Raw genomic sequence first — 18,208 nt, 5'->3', positions numbered from 1 at the left:
GAATCAGGCGCTGTTTTTCCTTCTGTACACAAAAAACCCTGCTCCGAGGATTACGGCAATAACAGGTATTCCAATATACAGATATCCTGCACTGTCCGGCTGCACGGAAATTATGACCTTGACAGTATCTGAAACATAATTGTTGCCTTCAATGTCATTGTATCTTATCTCGGACTCGAGTGAATATTCCTTGATGGTTGCACCGGAATCAGCACTGATCTTGTAAACAGCCTCCTTTGTCTCTCCGGGCAACATGTCGCCAAGGTAAACATTGCTGTCACCGCTTGAGAAAGGATCAATGACACTTATTCTTCCAAGAGCCTGATATGCGGTTGCATCCCCTGTGTTTTTGTATGTTACATGAATCAGGTTTTCCCTGCCCGGATAAGCAACTGCCGCCCCGCTTACCGCTTCAAACTTTATCCTGCCGCCAAAAGAGACACCGACAGTCACCGGTGCTGACTTTGCGCTCTTACCCTCGTAGTCCTTGTAAACTGCAAAGACCCTAAGTGGGTATTCCTGTTGTGGATCGGCATCCTTTGACACTGAAACCTTAAACCTCGGGGTTATTACATCCCCTTTTTTGAAATCCCCCGCATATATGCTGTCCTCAATAGGAGTTATCGGGCTGTATCCGGTAGGACTGATATATATGGCAGTATTTCTGCCATCATCCGTTCCGGTGTTTTTGATTGTCATCTCAATGTAGCCTTCTCCTCCTGCATTAAGGGAATCCGACACCACATCTGATATCTCCAGAACAACAGACGGCCTGATGACAATGCTTACAGGGTATTCCCTTCTGACAGTTTTAAAATAATATGATATTGCATCAGTCCCGACCTGTTCGGAGTTTTCCATATATTCATACTCAACAACAGCAGTCATTGAATAACGTCCGGATTTTGCGCCTTCAGGGATATAAACATCGAAAGTTCCGGTTTTTGTCAGTCCTGATGAAAGATCCCCGATAACCTGCGGGTCTGATTTGACAACAGCCGGGGAATCACCGGGCTTCAGTGTCACAACAACCGATTTTGCACTGTTTGGAAGATAATCAGGTGTCATGTACCGGTTCTGCACAAGTTTCATGTCAATGAGGCCCTTGTTCTGAACAAGAAGGTTCAGTCTGGAATCCGCACCGGCCAAAAGTTCATTGCTTCCGGATACGGAAACGGTGATCACGGGTCCGTCAGTATAATATTTATCACCCGCAAGGCAGGGCGTGACAGCCGCAGACAAAAAAACAAGCACTAATGCCGTCAGTGTTATTATTTTTCTCATGTTATTTCTCCATGTAAGACAATTAATGAAAAAGGGCACATTTTGTCCCTTATCGTATCGGTGTTACTGTCGGTCAAAGAACGGCTCTTTTAATCGATACTAAATATTGTTCTCTCAAATCCATTAAATAACTGATGTTTAATGTAAAAATGCCAATCAATTTATCCGGTATTTTGCACATATAATTATTCAGGTCTATATTCCGGAATACCAAATCCGAATTTCATCAGAGTCTCATCCGGTTATTTCAAAAATTTACGGATAAAACAGAGGTGTGTCCCATCACTGTCAGTATGAACACAATATATGCACATACAGCCTGCTTTATTTTCAGGCATCACAAAATTGTTCTCGCTGCAATGCTTGTTTTATTTGCAGCAGCACTATTGACTCTTCCGCAGATTCAGTTTCAGTCCTCGTCCGATCAGTATCTGGACAAATCAACACCCGAAGGTCTCAGATACGACCAGTATAGTGAACAGTTTGTATCAGACACCTTCATCCTGCTTATACAGACTGCAAACCCGACTGATTATACATTACTGCAGGATCTTTTAGTCCTTGAGGAAGAGATAAAACGGCTCGAATATGTAACTGAAACAATTTCGGCGGCAGACGGCCTGATGATGATAAATGACGGAATGCTTCCTGAAAACCAGAAACAAACCGACATACTCCTCTCAAAGCTCCCCAATGACGTTAAAAACAAATTTGTTCCCGACAGCCAGACAGGTCTTGCATACGTTAAAATTAAACAGGGAATATCAACAGATACATCATCTTCGATTCTTCCAAACCTAAAAACCCTCGTTGCAGAGGCAAATCTTCCTCCGGGAGTGTCAATTGAGATTACCGGCAGCACACCCTACAGTGTTGAACTTCAGTCAGAGATGGTTATGTCGGGAGTCATACTGATCGCCGGCGCTTTTATTCTGATGCTCATTGTCCTCTTTATCCTTTTCTCAAACATGAGGCACTGGTACCTGCCGATTGTTCTTCTGCTCTTCGGCCTTATGTACACATTTGCCTTACTGAGCATTCTGGGAGTTAAAATAAACAACGGTGCGATTGCATCATTTCCTATTCTCTTAGGTCTCGGAATCGATTACGCCGTCCAGTTTCAGGCAAGATTTGACGAGGAAAGAAGAGAGGGCCTCTCAATTGAGAAGGCAAACGAAAGGACCCTCTCAAACACAGGCCCGGCCGTTCTTCTTGCAATGCTGGCAACGATGATGGGTTTTATCGCAATGTTCATATCCCCCGTCCCGATGATCGAGACCTTTGCCATAGTCTCAATAATCGGCGTTTCATGCTGTTACCTGACATCACTGTTCGGATTCCCGGCCCTTGCAATAATTCTGGACTACAAACCCAAAGACACCGAACAGGCTAAATCCGTCATCTTAATGAACAAATACAATATGCTGCTTGAGGGAATGGTTGGAAAAGTCTCACGCTTCGCGGTTCCAATCCTGATAATAGCCGCAGTCTTTGCATTTATAGGAATATCAGCCGACCCTTCAATCCCTATAGATACTGATACAAAATCAATGGCGCCGGCAGGACTTCCGGCACAGATAGCACTTGACAAGGTTCAGGACGTAAGCGGCTCGGTAACTCCGTTTCCGATGTACATAAGAGGGGACAGTCTTCAGACACCTGAAGTTGTAAAGTGGATTGATTCATACGGCACAACCGAGCTTGAAAACTACGATGAGATAACAGGGGTTTCAAGCATTGCCACTCTTATTAAGCAGTATAACGGCGGAGAGATCCCCGATGACCAGGGAAGCCTTAACCGGATTCTCTCAATGATACCGGATGACAAAAAAGAGGAATACATAAGAGGCGATAACGAGGCGGTCATCTCGTTCTCAACGAAGATACTTACAATCGATGAACAGAACGAACTTAAAAAACAGGCGGTTAAAGACTTTGAATGGTCCGAGCCGCCTGCACAGATCTCAATCTATCCGACAGGTGACTTTGATTTATACACAAACCTGATGGACCAGATTGCGGCTTCAAAGGAGAAGATGACAAATATCGGATATATCCTGATTTTCCTCTTCCTCGCCCTTGCATACAGAAAAATCGAGGCTATCACCCCGATTGTCCCGATCATATACATTGTCGGGTGGAATGCAGTTGCAATGATCCTGATAGGTCTTCACTACAATCCTATCAGTGCATGCCTCGGCTCAATGACAATAGGTGTTGCATCAGAGTACACGATTCTTGTAATGGAGCGGTACATTGAAGAAAAAGAGACGGCTAATAGCCGTACAGATGCGATAAAAACCTCGGTTAAGAAGATTGGATCAGCGGTCACAGTTTCCGGCCTTGTCACAGCAAGCGGTTTTTCAGCCCTCATGCTCTCGGCATTTCCGATTGTATCAAGTTTCGGACTCTCAACCGTTATCGCAGTGGTATTTTCACTGATTGGTGCTGTCGTTATAATGCCCGCCGTTTTAACACTGATAGCATCCGCAGAGGACAAAATTTCGAAAAGAGAACATACGGTCTGAAAAAAAGAAAATATATTTATTTTTTAGAAATTCAGCATTTCAGCCGGTTTTTTCACCTATCAGATAGTGTCTGTTGTGAGATACAATTTTTACATCAAGCTTCATTCCGATTGGAAGCGACTCTTTTATCACAATATTGTTGTATGACTTGTCCCTTGCAATTACGCTGCCGGCCTTTTTCTCCTCTGTAACTGCTACGGGGATGACCCTGCCAATCATCTTTTCATTGTTTTCATCATAGATTTTGTTGGCGGCAATCGTCATCTCCCTTGATCTTTCCTTTTTCACCCAGTCGGGAAAGTCTTTGTATTCTGCAGCAGCTGTCCCTTCACGCACAGAAAATCTTGTGATGTTGACCTTGGTGGGCTTTGTTATATTTAAGATGTCAAGGGTCTCTTCAAACTCCTTATCGGTCTCGGTCGGGTATCCGACAATAAAGTCGGTTGATATCCTCACATCAGGGATCTCAGTCCTGAATGTATCAACGATCTTTACAAAATCAGAGCCCTTATAGCCACGGTTCATGGTTGACAGCACATGATCCGATCCCGACTGCACAGGCAGGTGGACAAACGAGAACACTTTTTCAAGCGAAAAGGCCGGAACAAGCCTTTTTAGTATCGGAAGAACGGTTGCAGGGTTCATCATCCCGACACGTACTGCAAAATCGCCCTCGATCTCATTCATTAAATGAAGCAGTCTGGAAAGATCTGTTCCCTTATCACGTCCATATGCACTTACATCCTGCCCTGTAAGCTGGATTTCGGATGCACCCTCAGAAACAAGTCTTTTTGTCTCATTTATTATGCTCTTCTCTGAAAAGCTCCGGAGTCTTCCCCTTGCAAGCCTTGTTATACAGTAGGCACAGCCTCCAAGGCACCCGGTTCCAATCTGGACAACTCCGACGCCTTCATCCGTTATTGCACCAACCCTTTCGGTATGAAGGTAGATGTCCTCAGGGAGTATTATGTGAATGTCGGGTCGTGCATCCCTTAATTCATCCGCCTGAACAACCGGCATGCATCCGGTTATGTAAACCTCCTTTCCCTGATAGTCGTTTACGGCGCGAAGCATCGCCCTTTGTGTCTGTGCAACGACAGTGCAGGAGTTTATACAAACCGCATCAGCTTCCTCTGCCGTTACTATTTCACAGCCGTTTGCAGTCGCAATCTCCTTTAGTTTTTCAGTGTCTGCAAAATTGAATGTACAGCCGTATGTTTCAAAATGTACTTTTTTGTTTTTGAGGGTGTCCATGTTTGTTCTTAATAGTTGTTTTCAACCGGCAAAAAAAGGTGAGTTATGGGAAATGTTCACTTTGCCTTCATAAGAAGCCAGTTACCCTCACCTGCACGCTTAAACCTGACAAGAACATATTTCCCGCGGTATTTTTCACCATGGAGGAAAAACTCGATCTTTTTCTCGTCCCACGAGAGTGATTCATAAGTTCCGGAATCATCTATCAGAATCTCCCCGGCACCGTATTCACCTGCGGGGATTATTCCGGAGAATGTAAGGGCGGAGAGTTCATGGTCACCGGAATCTATTGAAAGATGCTTCTCACCAGGTATTTCCGGTACTCCTTTCGGGACAGCCCAGCACTTTAGAATACCGTCTTTTTCAAGTCGGAGATCATAGTGGTGGTTTTTTGAGTGGTGATCATGAACTACGAATCTTAATTTTTCAGGGGACTCATCTTCTGCCATTTGAAATTCTTTATACCGCGGATAATTTATAACAGCTTTCAGGGGCCAAAATCAAAGGGCTTGTGAGCTTTCAGGATAACAGGCATGGATTATTTTAATAAACAAATACTCTTCATTACGGCCGTTTCCAAGAGGCCTTTCAAAAACATATATGCCGGACAAAATCACACATTTAAGCCACTCTGATGATCAAAAAAAGCCTCTTTCCCGTACTATACGTACTCTGTGCAGCCGCACTTTTTGCCGCCGGTGCACCCCTTGCCAAAGTTCTCCTCGAAAGCATCTCCCCCCTCACACTTGCAGCCATCCTATATTCGGGAAGTGCGATCGGGCTATCGGTCTGCTTCATTATATCAAGGGTATTTTTGAAAAAATTAAACGGAACTGAGAGAAACGGAGTAGAGGCACCGCTTACAAAATCTGATGTTCCCTGGCTTATGGGATCGGTTTTTTTCGGCTCCATACTTTCCACGATAATTCTGATGGTGAGTCTTCAGTACACACCAGCCGTTACGGCATCAATGCTGCTCTGCTTTGAGGCCGTTGCATCAACAACGATTGCGGCGACAATATTTCACGAACCTGTCGGAAGAAGAGTCTGGGCGGCACTCGGGCTTATCACCCTTGCATGCCTTGGCCTGACCTACTCTCCGGGAAGTGAGTTCGGCCTCTCACTCGGCGCTGCCGGAGTAATACTTACATGCATATGCTGGGGAATTGACTGCAATCTCGGCAGAAAAATTTCATCAAAAGATCCCCTCCTGATAGTTCTTGCAAAAGGCTGGGGGGCGGGGATAGTGATATTCCTGATATCAAGGATTTTTGAAAACGAATTTCCGCCCTTTGAAATAGTTCTTCCCGCATTGTTTATCGGCTTCATGTCATTCGGGGGGCTTATGATGATGCTCTACTTCCTGGGACTAAGAGGTCTTGGTGCGGCAAGGGCAAGCTCAATATTCGGAATGAGTCCGATATTCGGTGTCGTAATTTCCTTTATGATATTCAGGGATATAACAAGCGGGATGTTCTTCATCGCCCTTCCCTTAATGGCAGGCGGACTCTACCTTCTTGCAACAGAGAAGCACTCACACCTGCATACACATCCGGCAGAAACACATGAACACCGGCACTGCCATGACGACCTGCACCACGACCACGGACATTTCCCGGCAGACCCGGATGCTGACAAACACGGATACCATTCGCACCCGCACACGCATTCTGATCTCTCACACACTCACCCGCACAGACCTGATATCCACCACAGGCACAGGCACGATAAGGCATGAACCTGTGCAAAAAACAAAATGATATTCAGGTAAACTAAATTTCAAAATAAAATAATAAAGCCGTAAATTTCATACTGAAATTTCATCGGCACGTTTTTTGTTTCTTATTAAGGCTCTGATGTACACATCGGCAAATGCATAACCGACAATTCCGCCGAGAATATCACCAAGGACAATTCCCCACCAAACACCCTCCTCACCAAAGCCGAGGACAATAGCAAGGATATACGATATAAGGGCTATGAATACAAGATTCCTGAGCAGATTTAGCACAAAGGATACTGAACCTTTTCCAACCGCCTGAAATACCGAGACTGACATTATTCCCGGGGGGACAAACAGGAAAAACAGGCACATGACTTTTAAAAATGCCACAATCGAAGGTGCAAGGTGTGCAGCCGCCTCAGAATATGTAAAGACTGCCGCAATAAAAGGTGCAAAAACATATACAATGATACTTGTAACTGCGGCCATAACAATTCCCAGAAATACGGAATACCTGTGAACAACCTTCAGATTCTCATAATTGCGGCTTCCAAACGCAGCACCGCCGACTGTGACCGACGAAGTTGCAATGGCAACATTTGACATTATTCCAAACATCACAACCCTCCAGCCTGTTGTATAAACCGCAACGGCATCGGTTCCGGAGACAATTACGAGTATTATGTTGAGTATCATCGACAAAATGGCCATCAGGAAGAATTCTGCACTTGCCGGTATTCCGACACCCAAAATATCCTTTAATATATTCTTCTCAAACCTGAAGTCTTTGAATGAAATACTGACATAAGTGTCCTTTTTGATGAAGAACCAGTATGCAATTACAAGCGATACCGCCGCAACCGAGACAACGGTTGCAATCGCCGCACCGGCAACCCCCATCCCGAGAGTGTAGATGAATATCGGATCAAGGATCATGTTCAGGACTGAAGAGAGCATCATTGCATACATCGCCCTTTTCATGTCGCCTTCTGCTCTGAGGACTGCATAGGATATGTTTGTAAAAAGTACGAAGATCGTTCCCGCAAATATATATACGCCGTACTCGGCCGCCATAGGTGCAATATCCCCTGCTCCGAGCAGAAGGGCAAGAGGTTCTGCAAGGAGGACAAGAGGGCCTGTAATCAAAACAGAAACTATCAGACACAAAATAAGCGAGTGAACAGCAGAACTGTCAGCACCTGCTTTATCCTTAGCCCCTATTTTCCTTGCAATTGCAGATGTTGCACCGGCTCCGAGACCGTTTCCAAACCCAATCAGGATCATGAAAAGGGGCGTTATAAACCCGACAGCCGCAAGTGCGTCGTTACCAAGTCCTGCAACCCATATCGCATCGACCAGGTTGTAAACAGAAAACAGAACCATTGCAATAAACATCGGCAATGAAAGCTTGCGTATGGCAGTTTTCGGATCACCCGTCATGATGTCAACCCCTTTTGTTCTTAATATGTCGGAACCCTCCGTTTTTTCACTCAAATTTTTTGATCCATTTTTCTGCATAATATTCTTCCCCGGAATCAGTGACAATGTTCAGGCTGTTTTTTGCGATGCGCAAAAGCATTGAGTAAAGGCTGTCTGTCTCCTCTTTGGAGAGACCAAGACATGCGGCTTCTTCGATTTTTTTATCAGCGCCGATAAGGGACGGGACGATATCCTCGCCTTTTTGGGTTAAATAGAGAGAAAAGGCCCTGCGGTTTTCAGGATCAGTGATCCTTTTTATATACCCTGAATCCTCCAGCTTTTTCACATGCCTTGCAATAGAGGCTTTGTCAATGTGAAAGTGGCGTGCAAGTGAATCCTGGGTTATGCCCTGCTCTTTTGAAAGATGAACCATGATTAAAAACTGACCGGCTGAGAGGCCGAAACTCTTCATCACAGAATTGAGCATTATATGATGGGTCCTGTGTATAATCGACACAAGCGCCGGAAAGGGTATCTCTTTTTCCACTATTAATGTCTGAAGACAGGACATGATATAGTTGTCGTGACAACTGTTGCTCTGACAACAATTGCCTCTACTTAAGATTTAGGTCTGATACACCTTTTGTCTGAAAAAAATGTCTGAAAAAATTTATTAAACTGCTTTTTTAATCAGGAGCAGCCGCTCCATCCGCAGTTTTTGCAGATTCCCTGGTTGCAGCCCTCACCGAAGTCAAGCTCCTCGCCGCACTCGGGGCAGAGATTTTTCGAAGGTTTAGAAGTGGCTGAAACCTCTGTAATATCCCAGTTGTCCAGTGTTGTTATCTGCTTTTTTGATGCCGCAAGATCTATGCACTTGCCAACTACATCAGCACATGAAAGCCCTTCCGAGCCCGGGTTTCTTATTGCTGACACACAGTTTACCTTTGCAAACTGCCTGACAAATTTCTGGTAAGGAACGCCGTTTTGAAGACCGGTTGATATGGATCGGCCAAGTGCGTTTGAGTTTGCCTCGCAGCCGCCTATTCCGACCGTTCTTATGAACACTTCCCAGGGTTTCCCGTCACGGAGGTTTACCGTTACATAGAGACGGCAGCATCCCGACTGGCAGAGGTAGGTCTTACCTGAGAGTTCCTTTGGTCTTGGGGTGGATATCTCAGCCGGCTTTTCCTCTTCCCTCTTTGAAAGCTCAAGGACAACACTCTGGCGGCTTCCGGTCCTGTATATTGTCAGCCCCTTGATCTTTTCATGCCATGAGAGGAGGAGGACGTCAGCAATGTCCTTTTTTGTGGCTGATTCAGGCATATTTATTGTCTTTGATATGGATGCATGAACATTTCTCTGGAAAGCTGCCTGCATCAGCACATGTGAACGCCAGTCGATATCAAGAGCGGTCTTGAATATTCTCCTGAAGCTCTCCGGCAGCCACAAAAGATCCTGTATCGTTCCTGTTTCGTGAACGTGATTAATTGCTTTTCTTTTAAGATCCTTTACTTCTGAAGGGCTCTTTCCAATACCTGAAAGGGTCTTTTCAAGTTCTGATTCAAAGAGCGGATGAATCATCTCGAAAGTCTTCTGAACAGTGTCCTTTCTGGTATATGCATACGAGAACACCGGCTCGATTCCGCTTGAACATCCTGCAAGAAGGGATATGGTGCCTGTCGGCGCAATCGTTGTCATTGCGGCATTTCGAACCTCATAATCTCCCCAGACACTGCCTTTGAAGGCCGGAAACGCACCCTTTTCGGCTGCAAGCCTGTGCGATTCATCTGCGGAAATTTCATTTACAAACGCCATCGTCTCTTCACAGAAATCCCTGCCTTCAGGGGAGTCATAGGCAAGTTTGAGCATTAAAAGAGCGTCATGGACTCCCATCAGACCAAGACCAATCTTCCTTGTTCTTCTTGTTGCAATCCTAATCTGTGGTATAGGAAACACATTTTTTTCAATTACAGAGTCAAGGAACCTGACTGCTATTCTTGTGCTTCTCTCAAGCGCTTTTCTGTCTAAAACATCCTTGTATATAAATTTTGAAAGGTTAAGCGAGCCGAGAACGCAGGACTCAAAGTGCAAAAGCGGCTGTTCACCGCACGGATTTGTTGTGTCAATCGATCCGAGGTTCGGGGTCATGTTTTTCCGGTTTATTTCATCGTAAAACAGAACGCCCGGCTCTCCGTTTCTCCAGATACCGTTGATTATTCCTTCCCATACGGCTCCGACTGTTATGTCCTCACCGGTGTTTGGATGATGAATCCATACCTTGTCAAATTCACCTGCTTCAACAAGTTCCATAAACTCGTCATTGACCATGACTGATATGTTGAAATTTGCAATGTCACCTTCGTTCTTTTTGGATTCTATGAAATTCAGGATGTCGGGGTGCCAGACATTTAATATACCCATGTTGGCGCCTCTTCTCCTGCCGCCCTGCTTTATGACCTCTGTTGCGGCATTGAAGACTTTCATGAATGAAACGGGACCTGATGCGACACCATCTGTTGAGCATACCGGTGATCCTTCGGGTCTGATGTTTGAGAAATTGTACCCGGTTCCACCGCCGGTTTTGTGGATCTGTGCTCCCCACGATACTGCGTCAAATATCTCACTTATCGAGTCTCCGACATAGAGAGTAAAGCAGGCGGAGAGCTGTCCGAGTTCCGTTCCTGCGTTCATTAAAGTGGGAGAATTCGGAAGAAATCTTAAAGAGAGCATTTCGCTATAATAATCCCGGATTTCGTCTTCGTTTTCACCAAGCGCTTCTGCCACACGCCTGCATATATCATCATAATCCTTTTCGCCCTCACGAAGATACCGGGCTTTTAATATGCTGTCAACAACAGAATCCGTCATATTATTATCACCATTGAATAAGATTGCCTATATTAATAACCATGGATGCGGTAAACGCACCAGTCCATACTCTAAAGAAGCCAAATTCTGAAAAAAAGGTGCATGAAAATAATTTTTCAGGCACTTTTTTAATGAAAAATCACCAGGCGTTTTTCATACTAACAGATATAAAATTAAACTTCCCTTTACGCTGTTCCTGCTGCCTTTTAGGGCAGATTTATACAGATTATTACTTTTGAATAATTAAATTACACAATAATATTGTCTGCAGATTCGGGTCTTTATGTTTGTACCTGTTGGTATAAAACGATGAAGTAATGGTCATTTTAAGTTAAGGATTTTATAAATTGCAGAGCAATGTGGAGTCTGATATTCAAGAGACATCAATAAGCAGCAAACCAATGCGCCATGATGCAAAGAGTTTGGAAAAATATTATCTTGAAATCCCCCTCCTTTTTTGATCTTATCAGAGAGATTCAAAAAAAATCAAAAAATAGGCCCATCGTATAGGCCCAATTGTTAAACCAAAGGGGATCATCTCCATAGAATATCCGCCTTCTCCCTCCCCGGAATTTTTTGGAATTCATACTCAGGGTATCCAAGCATCATCGAATACTGGGCCATAAATTTTTCAGGAATTTTAAGTTCCTCTTTCAAAGGCTGATAGGATGACATTGCAATCTGCAAAATTCCCGCCCAGCACGTTCCGAGCCCGAAAGCCGGTGCCGCAATATCAATATGTGAGAGGGAAATGATGCTGTCTGCAAATCCCATATTATAATATGAATAGGTGTACGCAATGACAAGGCAGGGTGCATTTCTGCACACAGGATCCCCTCCGTTATCCCATGAAGAGAGAAAACCCGGAATCGCGTTTTTCAGCGGATGATGCCCGTCCTCCTCCTTTATCTCCAGCATCCATTCAATTGTGAGGGCTGAAAGGTTACGAACCTTTAGAGGATCGTTTACGACAAGCCACCTGACAGGCTGTGCATTCATGCCTGAGGGTGCAAACCTTGCAATCTCCAGAATTGCACTGATTTTTTCCTTTTCAACCGGTTTACACAGGAAGTTCCGGACAGATCTTCTGCTCTGCATATAGTTTGCAAGAACACCCGGATCAATTCTCTTCTCATACGCAACATTGTTTATTGGCGGATGGTTTTCATAAAGCGGGGTTATTGCACCAACAGGACACACGGAAGAACAGTGCCCGCACTTTGCACAGCTATCCTCAAGTGCGGCCGGAAGAAACGGAATTTCACTATCACTTCCGGGAAGAATTATACCGACCGGGCATATCTTAGAGCATATCTTGCAGTTTGTACACATTCCGGGATCAATCTCAATAACACCCATATAAACCCAGATAAAAATACAGGGTTTTACAACATAAATTGATTGGCACAGGGAAGCTCTGAAAAAATGATATCGATCATAGGGATTATAACCGGGAAAATACGAGCCTCATCATATTCCTGTCTTCACCAGGCCCGAAATAATCCGGAACAAAATCAGTTTTTCTAAACCCCTCACTCTCGTAGAGATTCATTGCAGGTCTGTTTTCAGGGCTCACCGTCAGATATACCTCATTTGCACCAAGAGAATCAAATTTCGACAAAATTCCCCTTAACAGTTTTCTCCCGACACCCGTCCTCCTGCATCCTCCTTCAACTGCAAAAGATAATATCCACCCTTTTTTGCTGTTATTAAGGACGCATGCACCGATTATAAACCCCAGAATCCTGCTTTCACACTCGGCAACCAAAAAAAGATCGGGCGATACCTCATGACTCTGCCTTAAAAAAACAGCCTGCGAATATGGTTCTTTCACGACTTCCATACGAATATTGTGAACAGAATCAAAATCCCCGTCACAGTATTCCCTGATTGTTGTATCCATAATCTTACTCCATTAAAAAATTACACAACGGTTATCTGCCTTTCCTTAAATAAGACCCTATAAATTTCTGTTTAAAGTAAAAAGGGCAGGGAAAATTTCAGGATGCTTATCTCCGGCCCACTTTTTTATTGACGAACATAGATTTGTTCTGAAAAATCTATCTGCATCATACATATTTCTAAAAGCCCTCTCCAGATCCCTTGAACGAATCCTCTCATTGTTCATCCCGGGATAGTGGGTATTTAACTCAAGCAGAAGAACACACATCAGATCGTGGCCACGGCATATCTGCATCGGAACATCAGAGTAACCGGAATTCATTTTTTCCTTTAAAAGTGCATCCCTGAATAGCTCTGACTTTTCAGGATTTTTTTCAATAACATAGGAATATACAGCCTCCTCATCGCATGAAAGCGTCTGGGGGTCAATGAAGTCGAGAAATCTGTTCCTCTTCTTGCAGCTTATGTGCTTAAAAGACATGTTGAGCCCGTACTTCTCATTAATTAAAAGCGAAAGCCCTAGCGGCAGCGAACAGTTTATCAATGACTCAAAAAGAGACCTGTTTCTAATACCCGAGAGATATTTTCTCTGAAAAGCCCCGCCTGCACTAAACCTCTCATAATGCCTGACAACACTTTCCACAAGATCTTCTGAGAGGATCATCGTCTCAATATCATGTGTATCTGTCATGAAGAGATTTTCAAAATCAGGGATATCCTCGTCAACCAAAGCTGAAAAGTCCCTGTCAATTATACCTATAACGGATTCAGACGCTTTCCCGCCGGGGCTTTTGCACATCTCACCAATGATGGATATGACATTCTTCTTTGAGTTTGCAATCCTTATCTCGCACAGCCTGGGATTGAAAAAACGCGAGTAAAACTCATAGTCATAAGGACCTTCGGTGATGATGAAGAGCTTCTTATTCAGAGCGGGGTAATTTTTCTCAATTTTACGGATTGCCCCCCCGATTTCTTCAGGATCGGCCCAGATTTCTTCCAGATTGTAGCTTTTCCCGCATTTCCCAAACCGGGGCCTTCCCTTAGCCATCAATCTCCCCTCCGGAGAGATCGGTTGTCAGATCCCAGTTGTTGTGGATTAGCTGGGGGGAGTGAGTCGCAATTATGAAATTTGAGCCGGTGAGATTTGTAATCCTCCTGATAAAGTCAAGGTACTGCCTCTGCCAGACAATATGTAGTGATATCTCAGGCTCGTCAATCAGTACAAGAGTGCCCGGATCTGTAAAGAAGATCAGATCATAATACATAACAAGCTGATTCTGTTCACCGGAAGAGAGCCTTTCAGGAGAGACAGGCTCACTGTCAGGCTGATAGGAATAACCCTTCCGGAACTCTTCCCCAAAATCCGTAAAAGATGCCCCATGCGGGCTTGCCAGGAAATAAAATCCCTTTTCTGCCCTTATCTCAAAAGAAAGGGTCAAAAACAGGGAATTAATTATCTGAAGCAGAAGATCGATCTTCTTTTTCAGATCATCGAATATGAGATACTTCTTCTCTGCATCGTCAAGATAAAGGATGAGTGCGGCCAGCACCCCGATTTCGCCTGATATATCCTCTTCACAAATATTTCCTGTTTCGGCATCCTGCGGATAGTACGAGAGAAATCCGAGATCTTTTAGTTTTTTCTGCTCAAGCCGAAGAGAAGAGAGCCTGGTCGTGACTGAACCCGCAGACGGCAAAATACCGGATTCCAGTTCATAGCAGAGATCCATATACCTGTACGGATATGTTGAGTCAAGCTGCTGTGTGCTTGCGGCGTAGTCGGCAAGCATCGCCTGAATCCTCTGCCTGATGTCTTCGGAATAGTTTAAAATTGTAAGTTCGTACGTTCGCCTGACACCGCCGCCGTGCCCTGCCAGAAGATCACCCTGTCTGTTCTCAGAGTCCGCATTCTGCCAGAGCCTTTGTGCAGAGACAAACTTTACCGGAACAGGAGGAATTATTCTTGAAAGCTCCCATGATGTTTCATCCTCATCAAAGTTGTCAGGATTGACTGTATATTCAAGAACCTCACCATTCCCTTTAACCGTTCTGAAGATGAGCGACCAGAAATCCCCTGTGGGAAGTTTGGATCCAATCGTCTTCCCGGCGTTTTTTACCACCTCAAGGGTTCTTTTACTGCATGTTCCTTCACAGTTACAGAGATCAAAAGTAATTTTGACGCTATTAAAAGGAATATCCTTTATTTCACGGAGGTTTCCGGAAAAAACCGCTCTTATAAGACGAAGAATGGTGGTTTTTCCATAACCGTTCGGGGCCGTTATTATTGAGAGGTTTTCTTCGGTTTCAAATGGTATTTTGTGATCATATTTTGAGAAAAGACCGCGTATTTCGATATCCTGAATTTTTGTGCGGTTGCATCTTAGTGGTGAATTTCTGGTGAGTGAATCGATAAGACGGCCAAGCATCGCCTCATTGTTTTCTGATTCCAGCAGGGGATATTCAACCCATTTGTCTGAAAAAACCTTTGAAACGATATCAATGTACTCGCTGTGAAGATTTCTGCTTCCGAGAAAAATTACTCTTTCATAATTCAAAAGAGCGTCAGATTCAGCATTTATTTGAATTGTGTCGTACTCAATGCCGGATTCTGCAAATGTTTTCGCACTGTAATCCTGAATCTCTTCATCTGGGAGGACAAACCCATAACGGGGCGATAAAATTACCCAGTCCCCTTTATAGAATCTCTCGGAATATTCACGGCTTCTTCCGGCAAAGCGTCCGCAAAAGGCATCCTTTGCCTTAATATACCGGTTTTTGTCAAGGGTCTTGTCATTATCCCATAACTTCTCATCTCCCGAAGGTGTGATCAGCAGGGTCTTTAGCGCCATTTATGATATTTTTGCGACCTTATCCCCAATTAATGTAGCGAACCTGAAACCTCCCCGGTATGAATGATCCTGCCTAAGATACCGTATTTTGACCATTTATAAAATGAGGACTTATAAAATAAGGACTTATTAATTGTGAAAACCGATATATACATTGTATTATGAATAAGCAACATATATTTGGTGAACAATGATGACTGAAGAAAATAAAGAACAGGGAATTATTGATATTCAAAAAAATTTTACTCCTGACTGGTGGACTTTCGTCCTTCTGGGACTATTTGCAGTCCTTATTGGTGCTGTTGCATATGCATTTACGCCGTATTTTGTAGCATTTTCCGGATATCTCATTGGAATTGCGGTAATAATTTACAGTATCATTAACATTATCCAGGGAATTACCAGCAGGGAAGGGGCAGGTGCATCGGCAGCTCTTATAATTCTTGGAATTTTGGGAATAATAATAGGATTTTTCATTGTTACAAGCCTTCTTTCCACATGGCTTCTTGTTACGTACCTGATAGCCATATGGGCATTTATGAACGGATTTTCAAATCTTGTAATGGCATTTTCCGGAAAGGCAGGTACAGGATATAAGATTCTGCTGATTTTTGCCGGAATTATCTCAGTACTTCTTGGAATTTATGTTATGATGTACCCCCTCGTCGGTACAATTATTATAATTCAGGTTTTCTCCATTTTCAGTATGGTATGGGGAATATTCCTTGTTGCAACCGGTATTTCTCTAAGAGGGAAAACCTCAGAAGAGATTGCTGAGAGAATGAATCTGATACCTGAAGAGATAGTGGCAGAAGAGGAATCCACAAAAGAGAGTGCGCCCAAAGCAGAGGCAAATGAAGAATCTTCAGAGCCCGATACAAAAGAAACCGAAGAAAAAGATACAAAAGAGAACTAAAGAATTTCATAAACCTAAAATTTTTTTTTCAAATTTAAATCCGAAACCGGAAATAATACTTTTTAGTCACCCTAATATAATTCAGGGTTGAAACTCTAAGCCGGAAAAGCATGGACTTTATATACGGACCGGAAGAAAAGCCTCCTCTTGGATACTCTCTGTCATCAGGAATGCAATGGGCAGCAGTGTTGATATCATATGTGATTATTCTTGGTGTCGTTGTCTCCACACTTCACTACTCAACTCCTTCTGAGGAGGTATATTATATTCAGAAGCTTCTTTTGGTAACAGCCTTTGCAGTTGTTCTTCAGGTCATTGCCGGACACAGGCTTCCGGTAATTTTCGGGCCTGCTACTGTTCTTTTAATTGGTATTCTTTCTTCCCAGGCTTTTTCAACCGATGCCATATATTCCTCAATCCTTATTGGCGGAATTCTGGGTGTAATTGCCGGTTCAACCGGTCTTTTAATCCACATAAGCAGACTTTTTACAGAAAGGGTAGTCACTGTCGTTTTGCTTCTTGTGGTATTTACAATGATACCGACCATAACGGACCTGTTAACAGGTGTGAATTCCGGTACTGGTGCAGGGCCTCTTGAATCCTTTATTTTTTCATTGATTCTGATAATGAGCATATTTGCTGCAAACAGATTTTTAAAGGGTTTTTTCCAGACAACTTTGCTCCTCTGGGTGATTGTTTTTGGAACAATAATATATGCACTCATTTTTCCATTTGAGTTCACTCTTGTCTCAGGACTGCCTGATACGGGTATTCTGACAGGTTTTACAAAAGCAATCGTTATTGAGCCCGGTGTTTTGATATCCTTTATAATATGCTACTTCGCTCTGCTGATTAACGATATAGGGTCTATAAAAGGAATCGGTGAAGTTCTCGGCGATACAAATATGGAGGGACGGTTCAGGAGAGGGGTCGTTGCAACCGGTGTTGTAAACATTATTTCAGGTATTTCAGGAGTGATCGGGGGGGTTAATTATTCAACAAGTGCCGGTATTATTTTAGACAGCAAATGTGCTTCAAAATGGACACTAATTCCAGCTGCCGGATTTCTTGTAGTCGCCGGACTTGTCCCGCAAATAACTTCACTGATGGCCCAGATACCCACTCCTGTCATCGGGTGTCTTTTGATTTATGTTATGGCTGCCATGTTTTCAGCTTCAATGCATGTATTTTTCAAAAGTGAAAATAAACCGGTTTTTGACTTTGATTCAGGGATTATTGTAGGTCTTCCGGTAATACTCGGTGCAATCACATCGACAATACCACATGAAATAACGGCTTCTTTCCCAGGAATACTTCAGCCTGTAATATCAAACGGTTTTGTAATCGGTGTTATTGCAGTTATTCTTATGGAACATCTGATATACAGCAAAAAAGGAGATAAAAATTAATTATTGATAATGCCATTGCAGGCATTATCCCAAAATAAAAAAAATCAAAAATA

General features: G+C 43.6%; 14 protein-coding genes. 4 read left to right on the top strand and 10 right to left on the bottom strand.

The annotated features are described in order from the left end of the window. Positions 1–3: 3 nt before the first annotated feature. Positions 4–1,284: a COG1361 S-layer family protein gene (locus tag F1737_RS11385; RefSeq protein ID WP_317136696.1), complete on the bottom strand. Its 1,281-nt coding sequence runs from the start codon at positions 1,282–1,284 to the stop codon at positions 4–6. A 293-nt stretch (positions 1,285–1,577) separates the two neighbouring features. Here F1737_RS11385 and F1737_RS11380 point away from each other — a divergent pair, with 293 nt between their 5' ends. Beyond that, positions 1,578–3,812, top strand: a complete 2,235-nt coding sequence (locus F1737_RS11380) for an efflux RND transporter permease subunit (protein ID WP_317136695.1) — start codon at positions 1,578–1,580, stop codon at positions 3,810–3,812. A gap of 39 nt (positions 3,813–3,851) precedes the next feature. On the opposite strand, the gene F1737_RS11375 is transcribed toward F1737_RS11380, so the two are convergent. Beyond that, entirely contained in the window at positions 3,852–5,066 is a 1,215-nt protein-coding gene (locus F1737_RS11375; protein ID WP_317136694.1) for a tRNA (N(6)-L-threonylcarbamoyladenosine(37)-C(2))-methylthiotransferase, read from the bottom strand. 56 nt (positions 5,067–5,122) lie between these two features. Next, a complete protein-coding gene (locus F1737_RS11370; RefSeq protein ID WP_317136693.1) occupies positions 5,123–5,515 on the bottom strand; it encodes a DNA polymerase ligase N-terminal domain-containing protein in 393 nt (130 codons plus the stop codon). A gap of 185 nt (positions 5,516–5,700) precedes the next feature. Here F1737_RS11370 and F1737_RS11365 point away from each other — a divergent pair, with 185 nt between their 5' ends. Further along, the gene (locus tag F1737_RS11365; RefSeq protein ID WP_317136692.1) at positions 5,701–6,804 is read left to right on the top strand and encodes a DMT family transporter; all 1,104 of its coding nucleotides are present in this window, start codon (positions 5,701–5,703) and stop codon (positions 6,802–6,804) included. A 69-nt stretch (positions 6,805–6,873) separates the two neighbouring features. Here F1737_RS11365 and F1737_RS11360 read toward each other — a convergent pair whose 3' ends face one another. From F1737_RS11360 to F1737_RS11330, 7 genes are all read right to left on the bottom strand, one after another. Continuing rightward, positions 6,874–8,307: an MATE family efflux transporter gene (locus F1737_RS11360; protein WP_317136691.1), complete on the bottom strand. Its 1,434-nt coding sequence runs from the start codon at positions 8,305–8,307 to the stop codon at positions 6,874–6,876. Continuing rightward, positions 8,276–8,779, bottom strand: coding sequence for a MarR family winged helix-turn-helix transcriptional regulator (locus tag F1737_RS11355; protein WP_317136690.1), 504 nt, complete (start codon positions 8,777–8,779; stop codon positions 8,276–8,278). Before F1737_RS11355 ends, F1737_RS11360 begins: the two co-directional genes overlap by 32 nt. Positions 8,780–8,898: 119 nt before the next feature. Further along, entirely contained in the window at positions 8,899–11,076 is a 2,178-nt protein-coding gene (locus tag F1737_RS11350) for an adenosylcobalamin-dependent ribonucleoside-diphosphate reductase (protein ID WP_317136689.1), read from the bottom strand. A gap of 534 nt (positions 11,077–11,610) precedes the next feature. Then, positions 11,611–12,435 carry a nitroreductase family protein gene (locus F1737_RS11345; protein ID WP_317136688.1) on the bottom strand — a complete coding sequence of 275 codons (825 nt, stop codon included), beginning with the start codon at positions 12,433–12,435 and terminating at the stop codon, positions 11,611–11,613. 85 nt (positions 12,436–12,520) lie between these two features. Then, positions 12,521–12,979 (bottom strand): GNAT family N-acetyltransferase, encoded by a 459-nt coding sequence (locus F1737_RS11340; RefSeq protein ID WP_317136687.1) that lies wholly within the window; start codon positions 12,977–12,979, stop codon positions 12,521–12,523. Between the two features lie 57 nt (positions 12,980–13,036). After that, positions 13,037–14,029, bottom strand: coding sequence for a DUF4435 domain-containing protein (locus F1737_RS11335; protein WP_317136686.1), 993 nt, complete (start codon positions 14,027–14,029; stop codon positions 13,037–13,039). Further along, complete coding sequence (locus F1737_RS11330; RefSeq protein WP_317136685.1) at positions 14,022–15,830, bottom strand: AAA family ATPase; 1,809 nt, start codon at positions 15,828–15,830, stop codon at positions 14,022–14,024. The genes F1737_RS11335 and F1737_RS11330 overlap by 8 nt, the downstream gene beginning before the upstream one ends. 190 nt (positions 15,831–16,020) lie before the next feature. Between F1737_RS11330 and F1737_RS11325 the strand changes: the two genes are divergently transcribed. Beyond that, entirely contained in the window at positions 16,021–16,746 is a 726-nt protein-coding gene (locus tag F1737_RS11325) for an HdeD family acid-resistance protein (RefSeq protein WP_317136684.1), read from the top strand. 110 nt (positions 16,747–16,856) lie between these two features. Further along, on the top strand, positions 16,857–18,155 hold the full coding sequence (locus tag F1737_RS11320) for a uracil-xanthine permease family protein (protein ID WP_317136683.1): 1,299 nt from the start codon (positions 16,857–16,859) through the stop codon (positions 18,153–18,155). Positions 18,156–18,208: the final 53 nt, after the last annotated feature.

Origin of the sequence: Methanoplanus sp. FWC-SCC4 (assembly GCF_032878975.1) — an archaeon.
Taxonomy (GTDB): domain Archaea; phylum Halobacteriota; class Methanomicrobia; order Methanomicrobiales; family Methanomicrobiaceae; genus Methanochimaera; species Methanochimaera problematica.
The sequence above is the reverse complement of the archived record's forward strand: the minus strand, read 5'-3'. Positions and strand labels throughout refer to the sequence as shown.